Genomic DNA, 22920 nt, shown 5'->3' on the forward strand with positions numbered 1-22920 from the left:
GCGGCCGATGCCTCCGAAGATCGACATCGAGGCCTACGCGAAGGGGGTGCTCGACGGGAAGCGCGCGTTCATCGCGCGCGCGATCACGCTCGTCGAGTCCACCCTGCCCGCTCACCGGGCGCTCGCGCAGGGGCTGTTGACGGTGCTGCTGCCGCATGCGGGGCGGGCCCGGCGGATCGGGATCAGCGGTGTGCCGGGGGTGGGGAAGTCCACGTTCATCGACGCGTTCGGCACGATGCTGACGGGGCTGGGCCACCGGGTCGCGGTCCTGGCCGTGGACCCCTCCTCCACCCTTACGGGCGGCTCGATCCTGGGTGACAAGACCCGGATGGAGCGCCTGGCGGTCGACCCCTCGGCCTTCGTCCGCCCGTCCCCCTCGGCGGGGACGCTCGGCGGGGTCGCGAAGGCCACGCGGGAGTCGATGATCGTCATGGAGGCGGCGGGCTACGACGTCGTGCTCGTCGAGACGGTCGGTGTCGGCCAGTCGGAGACGACGGTGGCCGGCATGGTCGACTCGTTCCTGCTGCTGTCCCTGGCCCGTACGGGGGATCAGCTGCAGGGCATCAAGAAGGGTGTCCTGGAGCTGGCGGACGTCCTCGCGGTGAACAAGGCGGACGGCCCGCACGAGCGCGACGCGAAGGCGGCGGCGCGGGAGTTGTCGGGCGCGCTGCGGCTGATGCACCCCGCTGACGCGGCGTGGACGCCGCCGGTCCTGACGTGCAGTGCGCGGGAGTCCGCGGGCCTGGACGAGGTGTGGAACCGCCTCGAACAGCACCGCACGCTGCTGGACGCGGGCGGCCGGCTGGCCGCGAAGCGTGCCGAGCAGCAGGTGGAGTGGACGTGGTCGATGGTCCGCGAGGAACTGCTGGAGCGCCTCCGCGCGGACCCGTCGGTCCGCGACCTGGCCCCGGGCCTGGAGGCGGCCGTCCGCGCGGGCACCGTCACCCCCACCTCTGCGGCGGACCGCATCCTCTCGGCCTTCGGCCGGTCCTGACCCCGACGGGGCGCCGCTGCGGGGGAGACGGCACCCACGCAGCGGGATCCGGCAGGGTCAGACGGTGACCAGGGCCGGGCCCGTCGAGGAGAGGGCTTCGCGCAGGATGCGGGACTGGTCCGCCGGGTCCTCGGAGGCCAGGAGCGCCGAGAGGACCGCGATGCGGGTCTGCGGGGCGCGCAGCGTCCCCGTCGGGATCGCTCCCGCCGCCACCAGGTCCACGGCGCCGCCGTGGGTGTAGATCTCCGTCACCGGGCCGGCCGCGACCCGCGTCGTCAGCGCCACCAGCACGCCCCGCGCAATGGCGTCCTTCACCGCGTCCACGATCTCCGGGGTGGCGTTGCCCGCGCCGGTGCCGATCAGGACGATGCCCCGCGCCCCCGCCGCGACGGCCGCGTTCAGGAGCACCGGGTCGCCGTCCGCGTGGTGCATCACCATGTCCACGCGCGGCGGCAGCTGCGGCATCGCGGGCAGCGGCAGCGGCTCGGGGCGCTGCGGGGTGCGCAGCATGGCGACCTTGCCGAAGCCGATCTTCCCGAGCAGTTCCTTGGAGGGGTCGGCGAACGCGTCCAGTGCCACCGCCTGGGTCTTCACCGTGCCGCGGGCCGCGTGCACCCGCCCCGCGAAGGAGATGAGCACACCCAGCCCCCGCGTGCTCGCCGCGGTGAGCAGCGCGTCGTACAGGTTGCCCGGGCCGTCCCCGTCCGCGGTGCCCATGGGGCGCTGCGCGCCGGTGAAGACCACGGTGCGCGGGTCGTGGTGGTGCAGGTCGACCAGGAAGGCCGACTCCTCGAGGGTGTCGGTGCCGTGCGTGACGACGATGCCGTCCACGCCCGGGTCCGCGAGCACCTCGTGCACGGTGCGCAGCAGGGTGAGCTGGTGGGCGGTGGTGAGGCGGGGGCTGTTCACGCTGAACAGGTCCACCACCTCGACGGTGATGTCCTCGGGCAGCGGCGCGGTGGCCATGACCTCGCGTCCGTCGGCGTCGGCCGCGAAGCCGGAGCCCTGCCAGCGGCTGGCTATCGTGCCGCCGGTGCTGATGACGACGATCCGTCCCATGGCCACCCTTTCTCACGTACGGGTGATACCTCGTACAAACGTGCCGTAGAGAGCAATGATAGTGAGATCTACGCGCAATGCGATTGCCAGTTTCGGCCGACCTGTTCGGATTCGCTCAGCGACAATTGCGCCATGGACGCGATTGACCGTGAAATCTTGCGCGAGCTCCAGGCAGACGGCCGCCTCAGCAACCAGGAGCTGGCCCAGCGCGTCGGCCTGACCCCCTCCCCCTGCATGCGCCGGGTGCGCCAGCTCGAACAGGACGGGGTGATCCAGGGCTACCGCGCGGTGATCGCCCCCGAGGCGGTCGACCGCGGCTTCGAGGTGCTGGTCTCGGTCGAGGTCCGCCGTGACCGGGCGGCCGTCGAGGCCTTCGAGGCGGCCCTGCAGGACATCCCCGACGTCATCGAGGCGTACCGCCTCTTCGGCAGTCCCGGCTGCCTGCTGCGCATTGCCGTCGCGGACCTGCGCGCGTACGAGCGCCTGTGGATCGAGCAGCTGACCGCGCTCTCCGGGGTCACCGAGGTCAACTCGCAGATCATCATGAAGCGCATCAAGGAACCGACCGGCCTGCCCGTCTGAGCCGGCGCTCCGCCCCGGGCGCGGCGCTCGGCGCCACGTCCCGCCTGCAGGTGTGCTGAGGGGCGCCGTCGCGATCGGCTTCCTCGACTCCAACAGCTGACGGGACACGCCCGTACGGGACGGAGCCGACGCCCCGCGCATGCCCGGGCGGTCCGGGCGCACCCGGCGTACGGACCGCAGGTGCGGGCGGCCGGGCTTCGGGCTCAGCGCGGCGCCACCAGCGGGCGCAGCGCCGTACCGCGCAGCCTCTCGACGACCGGGGCCGCGCGCCGGGCCAGCAGGGTCAGGGGCCAGGCGACACCGGCGCCGACCAGTACGCCGAGGACGACGTCATGCGGGTAGTGGGCACCCACCCACACCCGCGAGAAGGCCATCAGCAGCGCCGCCGCAATCGCGAGCGCGCCGAGGCGCCGGTCGGTGAGCCAGAGGGCCGTGGCCGCCGCGGCCGCGATGGCGGCGTGGTTGCTCGGGAAGGACCAGTCGCCCAGCGGCGGGCAGGCCTCCAGCGTGAGGGTGTGCAGGGTCTGGCAGGGCCGCTGCTCCCGGATCAGCGACTTGAGCAGGGTGTCCGCGAGGAAGGCCGTCACCACGACGGCGGGCGCGGCCAGCGCCATGGCGGTCCGCCCCGGTCCGCCCGGCCGGGCCCGCCACCAGGCCGCCAGCATGAGCACCCCGAAGAGCCCGAGACCGTACGTCGACCAGCCCGACAGCAGCGTGTCCAGCCAGTCCGGAGCCCGCCCGGCGAGACCGGTGATCCGGGTGTACAGCGGTCCGTCGACGGACGGGCCGTCCAGGGCGATCAGGAGCGGGCTCAATGCGAGCCTCCGTTCGGGGCGTGCGGGCGGCGGGAGCGCGAGCGGATCACTTCCACGGCCAGCGGAGTGAGGGAGACGGCCACGACCAGGGCGACGATCGGCAGCAGGTAGCGGTCGACGTTCGGGACCGACGCGCCGAGCGCGTATCCGGCGAGGACGAGTCCGGCCGTCCAGACGAGCCCGCCCAGGACCTGCCAGAGCGTGAAGACGCGGGCCGGCACGTTCAGGGCCCCGGCGAGCGGGTTGAGCACGGTCCGCACGATCGGGACGAACCGGGCCAGCACGATCGCCTTGGCGTGGCCGTAGCGGCCCAGCATCTCCTCGGCGCGCTCGGCGCCCTCGTGGAGTTTGCGGCTGCGGCTGCGCGCCAGCAGCCTCCGGCCGCCGCGCCGCCCGAGCAGGTAGCCGGCCTGCGCCCCCAGCAGGGCGCCGACGGCCGCCGCGGTCAGCACCTGCGGCAGGGACAGGTGCACCGGCCCGTGCGCATCCGATACGCACAGCAGTCCCGCCGTGAAGAGGAGCGAATCGCCGGGCAGGAAGAAGCCGACGAGGAGCCCGGTCTCGGCGAACAGGACGACCGCGATGCCGAGGGCGCCGAAGGCGGACAGGAGCGAGCCCGCGTCCAGGAGGTTCACGGCCTGCGGCGCGGCCGCGAGGGCGGAGGGGGCCATCATGTGCTGCTCCCATAATGTGAGTGGGAAGGGCCGGGACGGGCGCCCGACCGACTACAGTCCTGTAGACGGTCTACGTACTGTAGACGATGACATGCGGAGGATCGTTCCCATGGGTGACACGAACGCCGAGCGGCTCCCCTCCGGCGAGCTCGAGGCGAGCGTGCTGGCGGCCCTGTGGGCGGCCGGTGGTCCGCTGACGCCCGGGCAGGTGCAGGAGGCGCTGAACACCTCGCACGCCCGGACGACCGTGACGACGATCCTGTCCCGCCTGTACGAGAAGGGCACCGTCAGCCGTACGAGAGCCGGCCGCGGCTACGCCTACCTCCCGACCGAGGACGCGTCGGGCCTGACCGCCCGGCGCATGCACTCGGAACTGGAACGGAACGAGGACCGCGGCGCCGTGCTGTCCCGTTTCGTCTCGCAGCTGAGCGACGAGGACGAGCGGATCCTGCGCTCCCTCCTCGAAGGCGGCACCGAGTGATCGCCGCGGTGTGGCTGCCCCTGCTCGTGCCGTTCCTGGCCGGGCCTGCCGGCCGCCGCCTGGTCTCCTGCCTGCCCCCGCGGCAGGCCGCCTGGCTGCTGACCGTCACCGCGGCGGGCCTCGCCGCGGGCAGCACCGCCGCACTCGCGCTGCTCGTCATCCCGGGCGCCACCCATGTGCACGCCGTCGCCGCGCTCGGCCGGCTCCTCACCCCGCTCGCGACGGGGTCGCCCTACGCGGTCGTGGCGGTCGCGATCACGGCCCTGGCCCTGCTGCTGCTCTGCGCCACCCTGTTCGTACGGGGGCTGCACCGGCGGTGGACCCAGCTGGGGCGGGCGAAGCGGCTGGCGGCCCGCGCCGACGGCGAACTGCTCGTACTGCCGGACGAGACCCCCGACGCGTACGCACTGCCCGGCCGTCCGGGCCGGATCGTGGTGACCGCGGGCATGCTCCGCGCCCTGTCGGCCCCCGAACGCGAGGCGCTGCTCGCGCACGAGCGCGCCCACCTGCGGGGCCGCCACCACCGGTTCACCGCGGTGATAGAGCTGTCCGCCCTGTGCCACCCCGCGCTCGGCACGCTGCGCGAGCCCCTCGCGTACGCACTGGAGCGCTGCGCCGACGAGGACGCCGCCCGTGCCGTCGGCGACCGGCGGCTCACGGCCCGGGCGATCGGCAAGGCGGCGCTGGCCGCACGCGGCGCCGGGCGGCGGCCGGGCCTCGCCCTGGCCGCGACGGCGGGACCGGTCCCGCGGCGCGTCGCGGCCCTGCTCGAGCAGGGCGCCACGGCGGCGCCGGCCCGGCCGAGCGCCGGCATCGTCATCGCGGCGGCCCTGCTGGCCTGCCTGACCCTCTCGGCCGCGTCGGCCCTGGAGGCGGCGGGCGATCTGCACACGAGCATCGAGGTCGCGCAGGGCGAGCTCCCCCGACGCTGATCACACCCCGGCGGCGGTGACGACCGCGTCGGTCGCGAAGCCGAGCAGCAGGCCGAGCAGGATGCACCAGGTGGTCAGCTCCTTGCTCGCCGCACTGCGCCGGGCCACGGCCAGCAGTTCGATGACGACGTAGAGGATCGACCCAGCGGCCAGCCCGAGGAAGGCGATCGACAAGGTGTCGTTGACGACCCGCTGCCCGAGCAGGGTCCCGAGAAAGGTGGGCCCGCCGCCGATGAGGCCCAGCAGCGCGAGCGTGCCCCAGGAGGGACGCTCGCCGGCGGCGGCGAGCGGGGCGACGATGCCGAAGCCCTCGGTGGCGTTGTGCAGGCCGAAGCCGATGACGAGCAGGACGGCGAGCGCGATCTCCCCCTGCGCGGCGGAGCTCCCGATGGCGAGGCCCTCGGCGAAGTTGTGCAGGCCGATCCCGACGGCGATCGTCAGGGCGAGCCGGCCGGCCGGCGAGCGCACGGCGGGAGCGAGCTCGGAGGCGGTGGCGGCGCCCGGCCCGGCAAGGCGCCGCCGCGCGGCCCACCGGCCGTAGTGGACGAGCCCGGCGAACCCCACCACGAGCCCCGCGCCGAGCACCAGCCCTCCCCGGGCGGAGGCACCCCAGTCCCCCTTGGCGAGGGCCGCGTCGACGGGCTCCCAGGCATGTGCGAGGACGTCCCACAGCAGGAAGAGCAGAATGCCGATGGCCACGGCATTGAGCCCGCCCTTGACCCGCGGCGCCGCAGCCCGCATCCGCCCGACGGGCAACCCGAGAAAGATGGTCAACCCCGCGAGGGCACCGAGCAACGCAACCTGAAACCCGGGCATGCCAGCTCCACAAAACCAACACCAACTAAGGCAAGCCTACGCTAACCACTCCCGCGTGCTGCTTTCGTTCCCGGCACCCCGCTTGTTCGACGGCATCGCCGCGGTCCGCGACGGCGGCTGAACCGGCCGCCCCTGCCGAGCCCCGCCGCAGGGCGGGGCTCAGTGCTTCAGCGCCGGGCAGGCGTCGGGGCGGGCGCCCGGCGGCAGGAGTTTGCGCTCGCCCTCGGTCAGGGCCCGGGCGGCCAGGTCACAGGCGCGCTCGCGCCAGGTCTCCGGGTTCAGCGGCAGCACCTCCACGGCCGAGCCCTCCGACCAGGCGAGCTGCCGGCCGTCCGCCGACCAGTCGCCCGTGGCCCCGTACCCGGGGGTGAAATGGTAGAGCTCCGTGTCCCGCTCCACGTCCCAGAAGGTGATGGAATTGGCCGTGGCCACGGTGCTCAGCCGGGCCGGGGCAGGGAAGCCGTTCAGCCACTGGACACCCTGGTAGGCCAGGGTCTTCCACTTCTTCTCGTCCATGTCCCGGATCCTGAGGACCCCGTCGGTGGTGACCACGGCCAGCTGCCGACCGGTCTGGTCGAAGGCCATGTGCCGGGGCACGCCCTTGTCGGAAGTGAAGGTATCGGCCACCTTGCCCTCCTTGAAGTCCCAGATCTGGATCTCGTCACCCCCCGTACGGACCGCCGCCTGTTCGTGACCTGGGCGGGCCACGCCGAAGAGGGCCGCGGCCGCCGTCGACAGGTCGATCGGGTCCTGGACCGACGGCCGGTACGTCCTGCCCGCCTGCGCGCCGGTCTTCAGGTCCCACCGGGACACGTAGGAGACGGCCGAGACCACCGCGTGGTCGTCGCCGTCGAACCAGACGTTGACCCAGGCCGGGGTCCGGCCGGTGCGCGGGTCCGGGCGTGCCGGATCGATGCCCGGGGGTGCGGGCAGACCCAGGCGGCGGACCTCGGTGAGTGCGGGGCCGCCGCCCGCCGCGTTCAGGTCCCACACCAGCACCCCGAGGCCGTCCGTCGTGACGGTCAGCAGCCGCTTGCCGTCCGGGCTGAACAGCGGGTAGCTCCGCGCGAGCGGGGTCGAGGGGTGCAGCGCCGCGAGCTGGCGGCGCGTCTTCAGGTCCCACAGGCGCAGGGTCCCGCCGTCCGCGTCGACACTGGCGACCTGGCTGTGGTCCACGTCCACGGAACGGATCAGGCTCGTGAGCATGGCACTGTCGAAGCCGGTCGGCCTGGGCACCTTGGCGACGACCACGGTGCCCCCCGCGCTGACCGCCACCTTCATCGCCTCGGGGGGACCGGCGAGGCTGACGGCCGGCAGCGCCGCGGAGCCCGCGACGAACTCGTCCTGCTGCGCGGAGGCGGGCAGGTCGAGCGTGGCGGGCAGCCCCTCCTGGAGGTCCAGCACCAGGAACCGGTACCGGCCCAGGCTGCTCGCCCCGAACCGCTGCGCGGGGTTGAGGAGGAAGCGGCCGGTGCGGTCGAGCCGGGGCACGTACAGCGGGCAGACCAGGCCCAGCTGGCTCGTGCTGTACTGCTTCTTCACCTTCGGCTGCCCGGTCAGGTCCCAGGCCTGCAGCACCCCGTCGGCGGTGCACCGGACGAGGGTGGAGCCGTCCCCGCTGACCGTGACCGGGCCGATCTCCTGGCTGCCCCAGGGCTCCTCGTCGCGGCGGCCGTCGGACAGCTGCCAGCGCACGAGCCTGCCGTTCGCCCCGGCGGCGGCGCCCTCCGGGACGATCCGGCCGATCACGGTGTCGCCGTTCGGCCCGAACCAGGCCTGCGAGACGGTCCAGTTCGGCGGTGGTGCGAGAATCCCGCCGACAGGCGTTCCGTCGGCCGCCTCCCACACCGAGACCCCTTCTGCGGGGACGGCTGCGAGCAGCCGCCGCCCCGCGGCGTCGAAGCGGAGGTCGGTGGGCGCCCGGGCGTTGTTCTGGGCCCGCTCGACCGTCCGCAGTTTCACCGTCCGCCAGTTGCCGTCGGCCGTGTGGAAGCCCACCGTGATGAGGCCGAGGGGATTGGAGGTTGCGACGGTGCGGCCGTCCGGTGAGGCCGTGACCAGACGGACGGTGCTCTCCCGGATCTGGGAGAGGTGTGGCGCTCCCGCGCCGAGGTCGGCCCCCAGCACATCGCCGGAGTGCAGACCGATGGTGACCCTGCTGCCGTCCTCGCTGAGGACCGCGTCCCGTACCTCTCCCCTGCCTTCCAGCGCGATCTGGTCGACGTGCCGCATGCGGACGTACTGCTCGAACAGGGCCGTCTCCGCCTCGGTCCCGGGAGCCGTGCCGTAGGCGGCGGCGCTCATCAGGGCCGAGGTGGCGAGCGAGACGTCGTCGAGCCGGTCCGCCAGCTGCGCCAGCTGCGGCGAGGCGGCGCGCCGCAAGTCCTCGTCGAGCTTGCCGTTCGCCCCGTAGAGCTGCCAGGAGGCGAGGACAGCGATGACCAGCAGGACACTCAGGAGGGAGAGGCCCGCCTGCTTGAGCCTCCTGGCCCGCCGGGCCTGCGCGGCCTCCTCGGCGCGCCGGGCCAGACCCGCTTCGAGGAACTCCCGCTCCTGCGCCGAGAGTTCGCCCCCACGGGTCTGCGTCTGAGCGACGGCGGTGTCGAGCGGCGCCCCCGTCAGCAGCTGGTCGCGGGCCTGCTTCAGCTCGCGCCAGCGGTCGAGGTCGCGCCGGAACCCGGCGCGCCAGGTGAGGAACTCCCGGTCCTGCGCCACCTGGCGGGCCAGGGCGGGCCAGGCGCCGATGAGCGCCTCGTGGGCCAGCTCGACGGTCTGGCCGCGCTCCGGATCCCCGCCGACGACCAGGATCCGCCGCTCCGCGAGACGGACCGCGATCCGCCACCGATCCTCCCCGGCATCAGCCCGGCTCAGCACCGCGCGCACCGGGGCCTCGCCCCCCGGCAGGAGCCTGACCAGCGCCGTGAGCAGGAGCAGGGCCTCGTCCCGGTCGGCCTCCGCGACGCAGTCCCGCCAGGCGGCCTCGGCGTGGCGGCCCAGGGCGCCGCGGACCCCGCCGATCTCCTCGTACGAGTCGAACCGAAGGCGGCCCAGGGCCTGTTCGTCCCACAGCCGCGCCAGGACGAAGCCGAGCAGGGGCAGGGCCCCGGGCTCGGCGCCGGCGTCGTCCAGCATCCGGGCGACGAGGCCGGGGTCGTACGACACGCCGGGGATACGGGCCAGCGGCCGCAGGATCACCTCGGACATCTGGGCGCGGGTCATGGGCAGGAGCGGCCGCACGGCGGCCCGGTCCAGGGCGGGGCCCAGGACGGGATGCGACAGGGCCGCCTCCAGGAAGTCGGCCCGGAGCGTGACGAGCACCCGCAGCCCGGGGGGATGCGGCTCGGGGAAGAGCAGCCGCGCGGTGTCGTCGTCCGTACGCCGGGGGTCCGCGAGCATCGCCTCGGCCTGGTCGAGTACGACGAGCAGCCGGTCGGAGCGGTCCCCGAGGGCCAGGCGGGCGGCGACCGCCAGGCCGTGGCAGGTCAGGGACTCCTCCAGGTCCCGCAGCGCCGTCGCCCCGGCGCGCGGCTCCGGCCGGGCCAGCCGGGCCAGCTCCGCCGCGAGGGCGGTGCGCACCGGGAGGCCCTCGGCGGCGCGCACCACCAGCACCTCGTGGCCCCGGGCGCGGAGCCGGGGCGCCACCCCGGCCAGGGCCAGCGAGGACTTCCCGCAGCCCGAGGGGCCGATGAGGGCCACGCAGGGCCGGGGCCCGGAGTTCAGGAGGGCGGTGACGTCCGTGGCCTCGGTGTCCCTGCCGAAGTACACCTCCGCGTCCGCCTCCTGGTAGGTGACGAGGCCGCGGAACGGGGAGACGGGGGTGAGGACGGGGGCGAGTGCGGGGACCTCCGCGATCAGGGTCCGGGTGGGGATCACGAAGCTCTGGCGGGCTCCGGACAGCTGGGCGGCCACGACCATCCCGACCACGGCCCCGGCCTGCTCGTCCCAGACGGGGCTGCCGCTGAAGCCCTTGTCCACGGCGACGCCCTGCTGGTCGGCGCCCGAGAGTTGCACCCATCCTTCGGCGGTCGCGCCGCGCAGCCGGCCGGCGTGCCAGACGCCGCCGGGGGAGGAAGCGGGGAACCCCGCCACCCGCACGGGGTGCTGCCACACGCTCGGCGGCGAGGCCATGACCACGGGGGTCGCGCCCGGGATCGGGGCCCGCAGCCGCAGGACGGCGATGTCCCCGGTGCCGTCCTCCCGTAACGGGACCCAGTGCGCCACCGCCGCCGCTCCTTGGCCGGGGGCGCCGGACAGCGGCCGGTCGAGGGTCAGGGCGCCCGGCGGCGCCGGGACCTGCGCACGCGGCAGCCCCAGCGCGTCGGCGACGACATGGGCGCAGGTCAGCGCCAGGTCCGGGGCCACGAGGAAGCCGACGCCGCCGACCGTCCCGTCGGGGCCCGCGACACGCACGAGGGCAGAGCCCAGCGCGGCGTCCGCGTCCGCGGCGCCCCCCGCGGTGGTCACCCCCCGCCCCCTACGGAGTGTCTTGCGGGGCCGGGGAGTTCCAGGTGAGGGTCACCGAGAAGTTGGCCTCGGTGGCGGTGCTCGCGATGACGATGTCCGCCTCGGCCGACAGGGAGATCCCGAACTCCAGCGTGATCTCGTCCGGCCGGTGGACGAGCCCGCTCAATCGGCTCATGAAACTGTCGGCGACCGGCCGGATGCCGTCCACCATCTCCCCGAAGGACCGCGATGCCCGCGCCACGGCACCGCCGCCGCGACCGACCCGCGCCAGCGACTCGTCGACCTCCCGAATCTGCACGCGCAGTACCCCGTCGGCGCCGTCCCCCAGCGGGACCTCGACCGTACGCACTTCGGTTCCCATACTCCGACCACCCTCCCCGTCGCCCCGCGGCTCGGTGTCGCGTCAACTCTCCCACGGGCAAGGGGAGTTGCGGCAAGCCCGAGGGGCATGTGCGCCGGGGATGGCCGAAACCGGGCTGCCCGGTGGCGGCTCGGCGACGGGTGCCATGCCCTTCTGGGGGAGCGTGGCAGCGCGCCCTCTTTGAACTCGGGATGGTGTATCGGCGCCCAAACGGTCGGCCCGGTCGCGTCCCCGTGGACGCTGTGTCGCGCTCCTTCATCCCGCGAGGTCTGCCAGCAGCGCGTCCAGCACCGCTTCCTCCTCTATGCGCACCCCGTGTTCAGCGAGGGCAATCGCCAGATCCGGGTCCCACGGCGATGGGGCCGCCGTCCCGGTCAGGGGCTGGGGAGCGGGACTGGCAGCAGCTGCCGCCGCCCGGTAGTCGACGGCCGAGTAGCGCCACGGCCGCCACGGCACGTGCTGGCGCAGCGTCGTGGCGATGCGCAGGCCGCCCCAGTCGAAGTCGCCGTGGTAGCGGAAGGTGGCGCCCAGTTCGTGGAGGTGTGTCAGGAGGGCGAGGGCAGCAGCCGACGGCTGGCCCTGCAGACAGACGAGCGGCAGCGCGTCCGGGCCGTGGGTATCGGCCGCGGCCGAAAGAACAGCGGGATTCTCACAGATGTGGACCACCGGCGGCGTGGTCCGCGGCGGACGGTGGGCGAGCTGGCGAAGGGTGAGCACGCACGGATCGCCCACGTCGGCCATCCAGTCGAGAGCGGGCGTCCCGCGGAGGTTGAGGGCGAGGACGGTGGAGGAGACGTCGTCACGGAGCAGACCGGCAGCGGCCCAGGCGGCCCGCCGCCAGGCTGCGCCCGCCCCGTCCGGATGGCCGGTGAGGGCACGGATGCCGGAGAGGCAGAGCGTCGCCGAGGGCGTCCCGTCGTCCAGTGCGTGGGCCCCGCCCAGGGTGTCGGCGGCGAACACGGACAGGGAGCGCGGCGGATCGACCGGCAGTTCACGCAGGACGCGGGCCGCCTGATCGAGCAGAGGCCGAGCGGCCTCCGGCGTACGGGCGAGGCGTCGTGCGAGGCCATCGGCACGCACCCGGCCGGCCCACTCCGCGAGGTGCGGGATCTCGGCGACGAGCGCGGTGAGCGGTGCGTACGCCTCCTCCCAGGCCCGGTCCTCGCTCCGGCGGACCTCTTCAAGAGGGACAACCGGCCCGGTGAGCGTCGTCACGGCCGCCGTCAGGCCCTCGGGGCTAATGCCTGATCTGACCAGTACGGCGTCCACCGCGTCGAGCCGGAGCGTCAGCGCCCGGCCACCACCCGGGGCCCGGCCCAGCAGTCGCTCGGCCGCGGCCCGTTGGGCCGAGGTCGGCGTTGCCAGCGAGACGGTTCCGGTGAGCGCCTGCCCGCGCTCCAGCCGCCGGCGTAGGCGCTCCAGCAGCCAGGCCACCTCAGGCCCGCCGAGAAGCCGACGCAGGCGCACCTCGTCGACCGGCGTCCTGTTCACGCCCACAGAACCTCCGGATCCGCCGGACGCACCGGGTCTTCCTGGCGGGCACGAGCCGTGCCGTCCCATTCCCAGCGGGTGACGAGGACGGCTGCCACCTCGTCGACGCGCGAGAGCTGGGCGATGGCGATGCCCGGCACCTGCGGATAACAGGCCCATTCGCGCTCACTGGTCATGACCACATCCAGGTCGAAAGCGTGCAGGAGCCCAAGGCACTTGGCGCGCGAGTCGTCGTCGACACCGGCGAACGCCTCGTCCAGGGTGACGAGTCGTGGCGCGTACGGGCTGGCCGCGCTCGCGTAGTGCGAGGAGGCGGCGGCGAACAGGGGTACGGAGACCGCCAGGACGCGTTCGCCTCCGGAAGCGGGCCCGGTGGCGGGCACCCAGCGTCCGTGCTGCTGGCGCTCGACGGCGAACTCGTGCCAGGAGCGGTAGTCGAGGGCCGCCGTGAGGTGTTCCAGCCAGCTGCCGGCCGCGTCCTCGGTCTGCTGGCGGGCGATCTGCGTCTGCAGGAACTCCCCGACCGCGGCCCGGTCCTCGGGGGTCCAGGCGTCGGCTGTCTGGAGCAGGCGGCCTCGAGCCTGGGCAAGGCCGGCGGGGGCCTTGCGGGAGGCTCGCCACACCAGCCGCAGAGTCATGCCGGTGGAGGTCGGACGGTCCTCCAGCTCGGCGTTCATGGCCAGCACCCGTCGTTCTGCTGTGGCAATCAGCTCCTGGAGGGTGCCCGCGACCTCGGTGATGAGATGGGCTTCGAGGATTTCGCGTTCATGTGCGGAGAGGATGCGGGTGAGTTCGCCGACCTCGACCGCGAGTGCCCCGGCGAGTTCGGGTACGGCCCGCTCGCGGCCCTGGTAGACGATGTCGACGACCATTGCGTCCTCGACCATCCGGGCCGAGGCGCTGTGACCGTGCCGGGACAGCGCGTCCTGGAGGGTCTTGTGCTCTTCGCTCAGACGCCGCTGTACGCGCTCCCAAGCGGCTTCCGAGTCGTCCGTCGCCGACAGCTCCGATTCGATGGAACGGGCGAGGGCGATGGCCGGAGTGGCCGCCCACGGGCCGTCACCGGCGGCCGGTACGGCGAGGTCGGGAAGCGCTACGGCGATCAGCCCGGTGGTGGTGAAGCGCTGGAGCGCCGCGATGGCATCGGAGCGCGCGGCTGCGGCCTGCGTGACGGCCTTCTCCAGCTGGTCGATCCGGCCTTCGGCTCGGCTGGCCCGCCGGTCCGCCCCTGCGCGGCGCTCCTGGCACAACCGCTGATCGGCCGTGCAGCCGCGCAGGGCCTCTGCGGTCAGGGTGAGCCGCCGTTCCAACTCGGCCACGGCCTCACCCACGGTCGAGCGCAGTGTGGCGAGCCGCTCGTCCGCGGCTGCCGTCTCAAGGGCCGTCTCCTCTGCACGCAGGGCGAGTTCGGCAGTGCGCTCGCCTGCCCGGCCGGCCTCCTCACGCTCCTCGTCCGCCTGCCGGGCCGCTTCCGTCCTCTCGCGAAGTGCGGGCCAGAGTGCGGCCAGAACGGCCGCGAGTTCGATGAGGGCCTGCCGTACGGCGGCCAGCGCCGACCGGTCCGGGGACAGCCCCAGATCGGCGGCGGCCTCCTGGAGCTCGGCGCTCGCCAGCTCCGACCGCTCGGCTGCGGCCAGCACGTCGGCGGCCCGTACCTCGCAACGGGACCTGGCCTGGCGCGCGGTGTCGGCGGCAGCAGCCGCGCGGGCGTGCGCCCGGGTCAGCGGCCCGTCGTCGGGCACCTCCGCCAGCTCGGCGTCGAGGGTGCGGCGCCGGGTCGCCAGAGCATGCGCGTGCGCGGCCTCGGACGCCACCTCCCCCTGGAGCAGGGAGAGTTCGGCGCGCAGGCTGGTGATACGGGTGCGCCGCGCGGCTTCCCGGGCGCCCTCGCCGATGTACTGTGCGGCAGGCTTGGCCCACCGGCCGGTGAGGACACCTACGCGGTAGTGTCCGTCCGGCGCGGCCCATGTGTCGCCCGTCGGCTCGGTGCCCGTCGGCTGGGCCCCTGCGTCCCCGGTAGCCGCACCGAGGCCGACCGACTCCAGGAGCCGGCCCACCGTCTCCTCACGCACATGGGCGGCCTGGGCGTCCCCTCGGTCAACGGCCGGGCGCAGCACGTCGGCGAGCGACGGGCCGTCGACCGGACCCCTCCGCGAGTCGAGGAGTACGTCATGACCGTCCGCCGCCAGGGCCGCGCCGTCGGGGCTCACCCACGCGTCCAGCAGCCCCGCTGCTTCCAGGGCCGCCTCCAGGCCGGCTCGTTCATGGTCCGCGACCTCGTCCCGGAAGTCGACCAGCCTCCACAGCGGGGCGCCGGGCAGCTGTTCGCGCAGGCCAGGAGTCCGGGTGTACGAGGCCTGCGGACCACGGCGGCCGCCGGCCTCCAGCTCGGTGAGCTCCTGTTCCGCGTCTCGGGCACGGGCCGCCAGGGCCGCCCTGCGCTGCGCGGATTCCGCTGCCCGGTCGGCGAGCACCGCTGCCGTGACGCTGTGTGCTTCCGATCCATGCCGACGTGCCGGGTAGGGCCCGTTCTGGTGCCGCGTCCACTCCTGGAGTTCATCGAGCAATCCGACGGGATCGGCGTACGCCAGCTCCTCGCACCGGCCCGCGTGCTCGCGTACGGCATCCACCAGGGCCCGGCCCACGGCTGTCACCGTCTCGTCGGCCGCGCCCTGTGCCTCGGCGGCGTGCGCCAGGTCGGTTTCCGTCTCGTCGAGCCGCAGTGCGGCGGCCCGGCGTTCGGCCGCCGCCCCCTCGGCCCGGTCCGCGAGCTCCTCCACGTGTGCGAGGCTGCGGCTGCGGCGGTCGGTCGCCTCGGCCACCGCGGCGCGCAGTTCTGCCGCCGTCAGCCCCTCGTCGCCGGGCAGGTCCAGCCGGGCCGCCTCGGCCGTGTCCCGCGCCAGGCGAAGCGTGTCCTCGACCCGGTCCCGGGCGGCCTGAAACCGGTTCTCCGCCGCCCCGAGGCGGCCGAGCGCCCGCGTGTGCTGCAGTGAGGCGCCCTCTCGGTCGGCGCGGGCGCGCGCGCTGTCCTGCTCTGACCGCTCCAGCTCCTTGGCCGCCCGTTCCAGCTCACGGGCGCTGCGCATCTCCGGGCCCTCGCGCAGGGCTGCGTCGACGGCCTCCAGTCTCGCGTGCGTCTCGGTGAGCGCGGCGAGCCGTTCCTCGGCCGCCGCCCGCTCCTCCTCGGCCGCGGCCTTCTCGGCCTGTGCCTCGGCGAGGTCGCGCAGCAGGTGCTCGTACTTCGAGTGTTCGGTACGCGGGAGGCGTGCCCGGCGGCGGGAGGCGATGCGAGCGTAGCGCCGGTAGTGGTCGAGGAATCCGGAGGCGGCCTGCTCGGCCGCGCGGGCGGCTCTCAGCTCCTCCTTCTCCTCGTCCAGGGAGCGGAAGGCCTCGGCCACGTCCGCGATGACCGCCTGGTCCATCGGCGGGAGTGCCTCGGTGAGGGCGCGGGAGAGGGCGGCTTCGTTGGGACGCTTGGACAGCTGGGGCTGGCGCAGCTGGATGAGCAGGTCGACCAGGGCGGCGTAGCGCTGTTCGCCGAGTCCGAAGAGCGCCTCGTCGACGGCCCGGCGGTAGGTCTTGGCCTGGTCGTAGACCAGGCCGTGTCCGGCGACCGCCTCGATGAGCCGGTCCCGGGACAATACGGTGCCGGTGGCGTCCAGGAGGCTGAGCGACCCCTCTGACCGCGCCGCGGCCGGCGCGTGGTCGATCCGCTGAGCGGTCACTGCCCACCAGTGCCGGGCGATACCGCGCCCACTGACGGCCTTGAGCCCGCAGACGAGCGTGCGGAACTGCTCCTCGCCGCTCACCTCGTCGCGGCGGCCGAACTCCACCCAGGTGTAGCCGAGCCGTTCGGAATGCGGGTGCTCACCTCCGAGCAGCAGGTTCCATTCCATCCTCTTCCCGGCGTCTCCGTCGGGTTCCACCCGGCGCGCGCTGAGGTCCCCGTCGAGGAGGAAGGGCAGGGTCAGGGCGAGCACCTTGGACTTGCCGGTGCCGTTGTTCCCCCGGAGCAGCAGCCTGCCGTCGCGGAAGTGGAATTCCTCCACGTCGTAGTGAAAGAGGTCGACGAGACCGATCCGCAGGGGCTGCCAGCGGGCACGTGCGGGGGCCGGGAGTGCGGCACGGGGGGTCAACGCTGGTAGGCCTTTCGCTGTGCGGGCACCTGAGCGGCGCCGACGGTGCGGGGTTCGAGGACGACGGTCTCGCCGACCGCGTACCGGGCGAGCGCCGGGCGCGGCATTACCCCCTCGGCGGTACGGGAGACCAGGCCCAGGGCGGCGAGCCGGCTGACGGCCTGCTCCACGAGCTCGCCCTCGGCTCCCGGCTCACGGGCCGACTTGGACCAGAAGCCTCCGTGTTCGGCGGCCAGTCCGGCAGCATGGCGTTCGAGGTCGGCCGTGGAGACGAGCGCCCCTTCGGCCCTCGTGAGGTACTCGGCGAGTAGCAGGGTGACGTGACCGTGGGTTCCCGATTCCGGCATGCGGACGTCGGTGAGGTCGTCGTCGGGGTCGACCATGGCGATGCCTTCGGCCCTGACCTCGGCCACCAAGCCCGTCAGTTCGGTGATGCGCGCGGTGAGGAAACCGCGCTGGCGGGTGAGGTAGCCCAGCTCTGCGTCGGTCAGCTCGTCGTAGTAGAGCACGGGGTCGTCCAGCAGCCGGCGGGTCAGCGAGCGGCGCATCGCGCGAAAGCGCAGGTCGTCACTGTCGAGGGCCGTTTCGGTCGTGAGCTCGGCGAGCCGCTCGTCCAGCGTCGCTGCCCGCACGGTGGAGGGACCGCGCCGGGTCGCGAGCAGCCCGGCGAGCACCCGCCGTTCGACGTCGTAGAGGACGTCTCCGGCCCCGCTGACGTACGCCTCTTCGTCGCCGGCGACGCGCCTCAGCACTCCGAGGCCGAGCAGGAGGCGTACGACGGCGGCCAGGTCGAGCCGCTCGTCACGGCGGTCCAGGGTGAACCGGATGCCGGTCGCAGCCAGCTGGGGCTCGGCGGCGTCGAGGACGACCTGGCCGGCGAGGCGGCCGAGGGCGATCTGTGCCTCGCCGCGTTCGAGGGCCGCGAGGGCGAGGCAGAGCAGGACGTACCGGCGGCGGGTGAAAGGAGCGGCGCTGCGCGTGGCATCGCGAGCCGGATGGGTGGCATCGGCGAGTTGGGCCGCGATCTTGCCCAGCCGGGCGGTCTCGGCGTCGACCTGGAGGGACCAGCCGGTATTGCGGTCGAACCACTCGCGCAGGTCGGAGGCGTGCCGCCGGACCAGACGGAATTCGTCGGCGTACGCGCCGCCGGCGAGCAGCAGCGGCTGTTTCAGCAGAGCGCGGGCGGCCTTGCGCAATTCGGCGGCATGCTGCCCGTCCAGCACTTCGGCCAGCGGGGTACTCATCGTCCGTCGCCTCCTTCCGCCAGTTCGATGATCTCGATGGTGTGGTCAGGGCCGCGAAAGACGCCGCCCGGCGTGCGGACTTCGGCCGCGGATCCATCAGCCAGGGCAGTGAGCCGGATCTCCATGGACCCGTCGTTGCTGGTGGCCACCGTGTGCGTCATACCGGGCCGCCAGGTGGCCAGGGCATCCCCGAGGAGCTGGAGGAAGAGCCGGAAACTGGCGGGGTCGAGCTCGCCTAGCTCGGACAGCCGGGTCATGCCGCCGGTGACGAGCCGGGCCCGCGCGGCCGCGATCTCCGCGGCCTGTTTGACGGCCACCTCGGCGAGCCTGCGGCGTGCTTCCTGGCGGTCCTCCACCTTGCGGGGTTTGCCGCGCCGCTCATAGCTGCCGGTACGGCGCAGCTGCGGGCTGATGCGCAGCGGCTCGGCGTCGGCCCATGGGGTGGACGCGGGAGCGGGCCGGGCGAGCCGGGCGGCCAGCGTCTCGGCATCCACCGTGAGGTGCCGGGCCGGGTACAGCCCGAAGGCGGTGCGCCACAGCCTGTGCCGGGCATCGTCGTCGGGGGCCTCGGCGAACCAACGGGCGAGCGTACGGAAGTCGGCGGAGCGGTCGGAACGCCCGGCCCTGCGCTCGTTCAACGACCGCACGACGGCCAGCAGCTGGGGCACCGCCCCGAGAGCACGGCCGCGCAGCAGCCGTGCCTGCGATTCCCGGCCGTCCCGGCTGAGGAACCAGGCCGCCAGCCCGGCCCACCGGCCGGCCCACCTCTCGTACGCGGCCTGCTCGGCGTACACGGCCTCCTGCGGGGTGGCGTCCGCGGCCTCGCGGGCGGCAGCGGCGTGCAGCAGGGGCCCGATGCTTCCGCCCTCCTCCAGCTCCAGGATCAGCCGGGCGATGCGACCGCCGAGGGTGATCAGGTCCTGGATGAACCGCTCCAGGTACTGGATGAGCTGGTCCTTGTAGGCCAGGAAGACCTCCTCCCCCACGTCGTGGAGGTCGATGGTGCGCTGGAGGGACCCCATGAAGGCCCGCGCGTTGTCGGCGAGCGCGGCGAACCGGCTGGCGAGCCCGTCGAGCGCGAGATGCGTCTTGGCCGGATCCGGCTCCTCCTCGGCCGCCAGCACGAGAAGGGCACGCAGCTGCGTGACGATGTCGTGCAGCGCGACGGCCTGGAGCGCACCCCGTCGCCCGAGCGCCTCGTCGAACGCGGACAGGGCCTCCTCCGCCGCCTCGCCCTCCCGGGTGAGCTGGTAGATGAACCGCTTGCGGTAGAAGTCCTCTACGGCCGTGACCCGCCCGGTGTCGGGGTCCGCCCGCAGATTCCCCCACTCGACCAGTTTGTCCAGCGCGCCGACGACACCTTCCAACTCACCGGGCCGTACGGGGGCGGGCAGCCCGGCGTACACGTCCTCGGGCCGCAGATGTACGGCGAACCGCTCCTTGGCGACGAGGAAGGCCCGCATCACGGAGCGGTAGAGCAGCACGTTCGGGGCGGTGAGGTGCGCGAAGGGCCCGTAGCCGTTCGACGGGCCCCCCGGCCGGGGAGAAGTCGTGTCCATCGCCCGCCATCCTCCCGGACCGTCCTCCATGATCGGCAGGGACTCAAGCAATTGACCGATTCGCACCGATCCTCACCACGTCGACGCCCTGCACACCAAGCGCGCCAAAGCGGGACACGACGCGGCACGGCTGACGTGAACAGGGCTTCACACCGCGCCTCGATTCGGCATCAACGACTCGGGGTGCCGCGATGCTGCGAGCGAAGACCGGGCCGCTCCCTACAGAAACCGCAGATCGGGCGTCGTCACGGAGAAGCTCCAGGATCGCCACGCACTCCATGTGGTGGGTCATCGTTAACATGCTGGCGCTCTCCCCCACGCCTGCCCTCCTTGATACCGCTCTTGGTGTTGACCTCCACCACGAACAGGCGCGAGCGGCGTCGGTCGATGCGGTGGCTGTGCAGGCCGGCCATGAAGCGCAGACCTATCATCGTCCTCGAATATCGCTTGAATTCAACGACCAGCTCTTCTCCTGCCCGCAGCAGATATGCGTTGTGCCGGTAGGCTTTGAGGACAGCTTCCTTGAGCTTCGTTTCAGCCGCGCTGGGCTGCTGCGAGCTTGGACCAGGTCCTCCTCAGAATCCTCACTGATCTGCTGGAGAACATGACGCCACGCGAGCACTTCCCGCGCCCGCTTCCGGGCGTGATCACGCTGCTGAGTGTTGACACAGGCGACGATGCAGCTGGCTGCATCGTCGACGGTAAGCGCCTAGGGCCCTAAGTGCATTGATCACGAACTTTGTTGACACATGGGGCCTTGAACATGGCGAAGACCTCCGGTGTGGTGGGAGCTGTCTAGGAACTCACCGCACGGAGGTCTTCGTGTCCCACCGTAATGCCCGGCTGACCGTCTTCGGTAGGCGACTGCTGGTCGAACGCGTCGCATCGGGCCGTCCGCTCGCCCACGTGGCCGCCGAGATGGGTATGTCGCGAGCCACCGCCCACAAGGTCCGCAGGTGGCGGACGGAGGGCGAGGCAGGCCTGACCCCGCCGAGCATGCGAAGAACACCAAATGGCTCGACCAGGTGCTCGCCACGGGACGTGGGCAGGCGCGCGGACTGACCGCCTCGTACCTGCACACCCTCGTCCAGGTCTGCCCCTGGCCCCGCCACGCACCGGCCTACGCACGGATGGTGGAGGCCGAACACGCCCGCCGCGGTCTGCAGAGGGCCGCCGAACGCCTCGTCCAGACCGTCCACGACGCCCCCCTCCCGCACCCCGTCCAGACGGTGCCGGCCGAAGCCGACGCACTCGCCGCGGTCGTGGACGACGCCGCGAGCCGCTTCCCTCCGCGCGTCGGCGTCCTGCCCCGCACCCCCGCACCGGAACCAGCCATCGCGCCCGACCACACCGAGGACATGAAATCCGCCCAGTCGCAACCCTCCGGAGTTTACGAAATCCTTCAAATCGAAAATCCGCCAGAGGGCACAAAATTACTCAGTCCGCAAATCCGGCAGAGGACATATATTCCGTTCGGCCGCAACAGCATCGACAAGAAACTCTAAGCTTGACAGCGCCGTGGAGTTTGCTTATGGTCCAGTCGTTCAGGTCCTCGCCGATCGATATCGAAGGTATTCATGACCACACCTCCAACGTTGCCGAAGTTCAGGCAGCAGTTAATTCTTGCCGTTCTTATGTCGTGTTCGCTGCTGATTTGGCTGGACAATACCGTCCTGAGCACCACGCTGGAGACCCTTGCAGACCCTGTCCGTGGACTGGGGGCCAATCCCGGTCAGCTGCAATGGGCGACCGGCTCGTACACTCTGGCCTTCGCCACACTGATGTTCACGGCAGGCACATTGGGCGATCGCTTCGGTCACCGGACTGTGTTTTCCAGTGGGTTGGTGATCTTCGCCGGGTCCTCGCTGTGGGCGGCGTACGCAAGCGATGCGGGCCAGCTGATTGCAGCTCGAGCTGCGATGGGCGTGGGCAGCGCGCTGATCACGCCCGCCATGTTGGCCATCCTCATGTGGACCTTTACCGGCCCCGCGCGGGCTGCCGCGATCGGCATTTTCTCGACGTCGGCCGGTGTCGGAATGGCTGCCGGCCCGGTGCTGGCGGGGTCCCTGCTCGATCATTTCTGGTGGGGCTCGGTCTTTCTGATCAATGTCCCGGTCGCGGTATTGGCGTTGGTCGGGCTCGCCGTGCTGGTTCCGAATTTCCGCAGCCCCACGCTGCGGCCACTGGACCCCGCTGGAATGCTGCTGTCGATCAGTGGGCTCGTGGCGTTGGCCTACGGGCTGATCCGGGCGGGGCAGGTGGCTGCGTGGAGTCGTACCGATGTCTGGGCGCCGATCGCTGTCGGTCTGGTCCTGCTGGCCGTTTTCGTACTCGTCGAACTGCGTGTCAAGGTGCCCAGCTTTGATCCGCGACTGCTCGCGCAACGCGCATTCGGTGGCGGCAATGTGGCGCTCGGGTTGCTGCTCTTCGCTGTGACCGCGATCACCTTCTATAACGCGTTCTACCTGCAGGGCGCGCTCGGGTTTTCGCCGATGAAGGCGGGTTTGGCCAATATCCCGACCGCATTCGGCGCGCTCGCGGGGGCGCCCCTCGGCTCGCGCCTGGTTCGCCGCCTGTCGCTACGCCCTGTCGCCGTGCCGGCGCTCACCGTGGCTGCGCTGACCATGGGCGGGTACGGGTTCCTCGGACTGCAGACCCCGCTCGTCTGGATCGAGATTCTGTTGTTGATACAGGGTCTCTCGGTCGGCACGGTGATCGGCCCCGTTACGGCCGCATTGATCAGCAACCTGCCGTTGGAGCAGGCCGGTGCAGGATCGGCCGTCACCAACACCGTGCGACAAACCGGCAGTGTGATCGGAATCGCCGTAGGCGGCACGATCATGTCGATCGAGTACCGACGTGCGATCGAACCTTCGCTGGAGGGTGTACCCGGTCCGGTGCAGGATCAGGCGCGAGTTTCCGCCGAACAGGCCCGCCACGTCGCCACCGCCATCCACCAGCCCACTCTCGCTCAGGCTGCCGATAATGCGTTTATCCATGCCATGCATGTGGGCGCGGGCTGGATCGCGGTCATCGCACTCCTCGGAGCAGCTGTGCTGCTGATTACCTTGCCTGCTGTCGGAAAGAAGAAGGGTCCGACACCGGAGCCGGACTACGAAGAGGCCCGCAGCTCCGAGGTCGACGCTGCCGACGCGGCTACCCCTCGATGACCACCAGCGTGATGGTGGCCGATGGAGCGAACGTGCACGACGTGGAGCTCGGCTACGCCCCCCATTGCCCCCCGTTGGTGACGTCGAGACGGTCGGTCGGGTCGCCAGACGAAGCGACCAGATGCCCCCTGGCAGTGAGCTC

16 protein-coding genes and 2 pseudogenes are annotated in these 22920 nt (G+C 72.6%); 8 read left to right on the plus strand and 10 right to left on the minus strand.

Annotation, left to right across the window (positions count from 1 at the left end):
- Positions 1-7: 7 nt before the first annotated feature.
- Positions 8-994 (plus strand): methylmalonyl Co-A mutase-associated GTPase MeaB, encoded by a 987-nt coding sequence (meaB, locus tag AB0I68_RS14025; protein WP_363177505.1) that lies wholly within the window; start codon positions 8-10, stop codon positions 992-994.
- Positions 995-1051: 57 nt separating this feature from the next.
- Here meaB and AB0I68_RS14030 read toward each other — a convergent pair whose 3' ends face one another.
- Positions 1052-2053: an asparaginase gene (locus AB0I68_RS14030; RefSeq protein WP_363177506.1), complete on the minus strand. Its 1002-nt coding sequence runs from the start codon at positions 2051-2053 to the stop codon at positions 1052-1054.
- Positions 2054-2185: 132 nt separating this feature from the next.
- On the opposite strand from AB0I68_RS14030, the gene AB0I68_RS14035 reads away from it, so the two are divergent.
- Positions 2186-2635 carry an Lrp/AsnC family transcriptional regulator gene (locus AB0I68_RS14035; protein ID WP_363177507.1) on the plus strand — a complete coding sequence of 150 codons (450 nt, stop codon included), beginning with the start codon at positions 2186-2188 and terminating at the stop codon, positions 2633-2635.
- Positions 2636-2838: 203 nt separating this feature from the next.
- On the opposite strand, the gene AB0I68_RS14040 is transcribed toward AB0I68_RS14035, so the two are convergent.
- Both AB0I68_RS14040 and AB0I68_RS14045 read right to left on the minus strand, forming a co-directional pair.
- Positions 2839-3450 carry a phosphatase PAP2 family protein gene (locus tag AB0I68_RS14040; protein WP_363177508.1) on the minus strand — a complete coding sequence of 204 codons (612 nt, stop codon included), beginning with the start codon at positions 3448-3450 and terminating at the stop codon, positions 2839-2841.
- The gene (locus tag AB0I68_RS14045; protein ID WP_363177565.1) at positions 3447-4121 is read right to left on the minus strand and encodes a DedA family protein; all 675 of its coding nucleotides are present in this window, start codon (positions 4119-4121) and stop codon (positions 3447-3449) included. The genes AB0I68_RS14040 and AB0I68_RS14045 overlap by 4 nt, the downstream gene beginning before the upstream one ends.
- Positions 4122-4233: 112 nt before the next feature.
- On the opposite strand from AB0I68_RS14045, the gene AB0I68_RS14050 reads away from it, so the two are divergent.
- On the plus strand, positions 4234-4605 hold the full coding sequence (locus AB0I68_RS14050) for a BlaI/MecI/CopY family transcriptional regulator (protein WP_363177509.1): 372 nt from the start codon (positions 4234-4236) through the stop codon (positions 4603-4605).
- Entirely contained in the window at positions 4602-5537 is a 936-nt protein-coding gene (locus AB0I68_RS14055; RefSeq protein WP_363177510.1) for a M56 family metallopeptidase, read from the plus strand. The genes AB0I68_RS14050 and AB0I68_RS14055 overlap by 4 nt, the downstream gene beginning before the upstream one ends.
- Here AB0I68_RS14055 and AB0I68_RS14060 read toward each other — a convergent pair whose 3' ends face one another.
- The 7 genes from AB0I68_RS14060 to AB0I68_RS14090 all read right to left on the minus strand — a co-directional run bounded on the left by AB0I68_RS14060 (position 5538) and on the right by AB0I68_RS14090 (position 19608).
- Complete coding sequence (locus tag AB0I68_RS14060) at positions 5538-6311, minus strand: ZIP family metal transporter (protein WP_363177511.1); 774 nt, start codon at positions 6309-6311, stop codon at positions 5538-5540.
- A 201-nt stretch (positions 6312-6512) separates the two neighbouring features.
- The gene (locus AB0I68_RS14065) at positions 6513-10817 is read right to left on the minus strand and encodes a trypsin-like peptidase domain-containing protein (protein WP_363177512.1); all 4305 of its coding nucleotides are present in this window, start codon (positions 10815-10817) and stop codon (positions 6513-6515) included.
- A 10-nt stretch (positions 10818-10827) separates the two neighbouring features.
- The gene (locus tag AB0I68_RS14070) at positions 10828-11178 is read right to left on the minus strand and encodes a CU044_2847 family protein (RefSeq protein WP_363177513.1); all 351 of its coding nucleotides are present in this window, start codon (positions 11176-11178) and stop codon (positions 10828-10830) included.
- A 255-nt stretch (positions 11179-11433) separates the two neighbouring features.
- Complete coding sequence (locus AB0I68_RS14075) at positions 11434-12669, minus strand: TIGR02679 family protein (RefSeq protein WP_363177515.1); 1236 nt, start codon at positions 12667-12669, stop codon at positions 11434-11436.
- Entirely contained in the window at positions 12666-16805 is a 4140-nt protein-coding gene (locus AB0I68_RS14080) for a TIGR02680 family protein (RefSeq protein WP_363177516.1), read from the minus strand. Before AB0I68_RS14080 ends, AB0I68_RS14075 begins: the two co-directional genes overlap by 4 nt.
- Positions 16802-18049, minus strand: a complete 1248-nt coding sequence (locus AB0I68_RS14085; protein WP_363177517.1) for a TIGR02678 family protein — start codon at positions 18047-18049, stop codon at positions 16802-16804. The genes AB0I68_RS14080 and AB0I68_RS14085 overlap by 4 nt, the downstream gene beginning before the upstream one ends.
- Complete coding sequence (locus AB0I68_RS14090; RefSeq protein WP_363177518.1) at positions 18046-19608, minus strand: TIGR02677 family protein; 1563 nt, start codon at positions 19606-19608, stop codon at positions 18046-18048. Before AB0I68_RS14090 ends, AB0I68_RS14085 begins: the two co-directional genes overlap by 4 nt.
- Positions 19609-19907: 299 nt before the next feature.
- Between AB0I68_RS14090 and AB0I68_RS14095 the strand changes: the two genes are divergently transcribed.
- The 4 genes and pseudogenes from AB0I68_RS14095 to AB0I68_RS14110 all read left to right on the plus strand — a co-directional run bounded on the left by AB0I68_RS14095 (position 19908) and on the right by AB0I68_RS14110 (position 22778).
- On the plus strand, positions 19908-20216 hold the full coding sequence (locus tag AB0I68_RS14095; RefSeq protein ID WP_363177519.1) for a hypothetical protein: 309 nt from the start codon (positions 19908-19910) through the stop codon (positions 20214-20216).
- Between the two features lie 214 nt (positions 20217-20430).
- Positions 20431-20592, plus strand: a pseudogene (locus tag AB0I68_RS14100) (leucine zipper domain-containing protein); the annotation flags it as partial.
- Positions 20586-20972, plus strand: a pseudogene (locus tag AB0I68_RS14105) (replicative DNA helicase); the annotation flags it as partial. The pseudogenes AB0I68_RS14100 and AB0I68_RS14105, both read left to right, overlap by 7 nt.
- 213 nt (positions 20973-21185) lie before the next feature.
- Positions 21186-22778 carry an MFS transporter gene (locus tag AB0I68_RS14110; RefSeq protein WP_363177520.1) on the plus strand — a complete coding sequence of 531 codons (1593 nt, stop codon included), beginning with the start codon at positions 21186-21188 and terminating at the stop codon, positions 22776-22778.
- The last annotated feature ends 142 nt before the right edge of the window (positions 22779-22920 follow it).

Source organism: Streptomyces sp. NPDC050448 (assembly GCF_040655295.1).
In the GTDB taxonomy this organism is placed as follows: domain Bacteria; phylum Actinomycetota; class Actinomycetes; order Streptomycetales; family Streptomycetaceae; genus Streptomyces.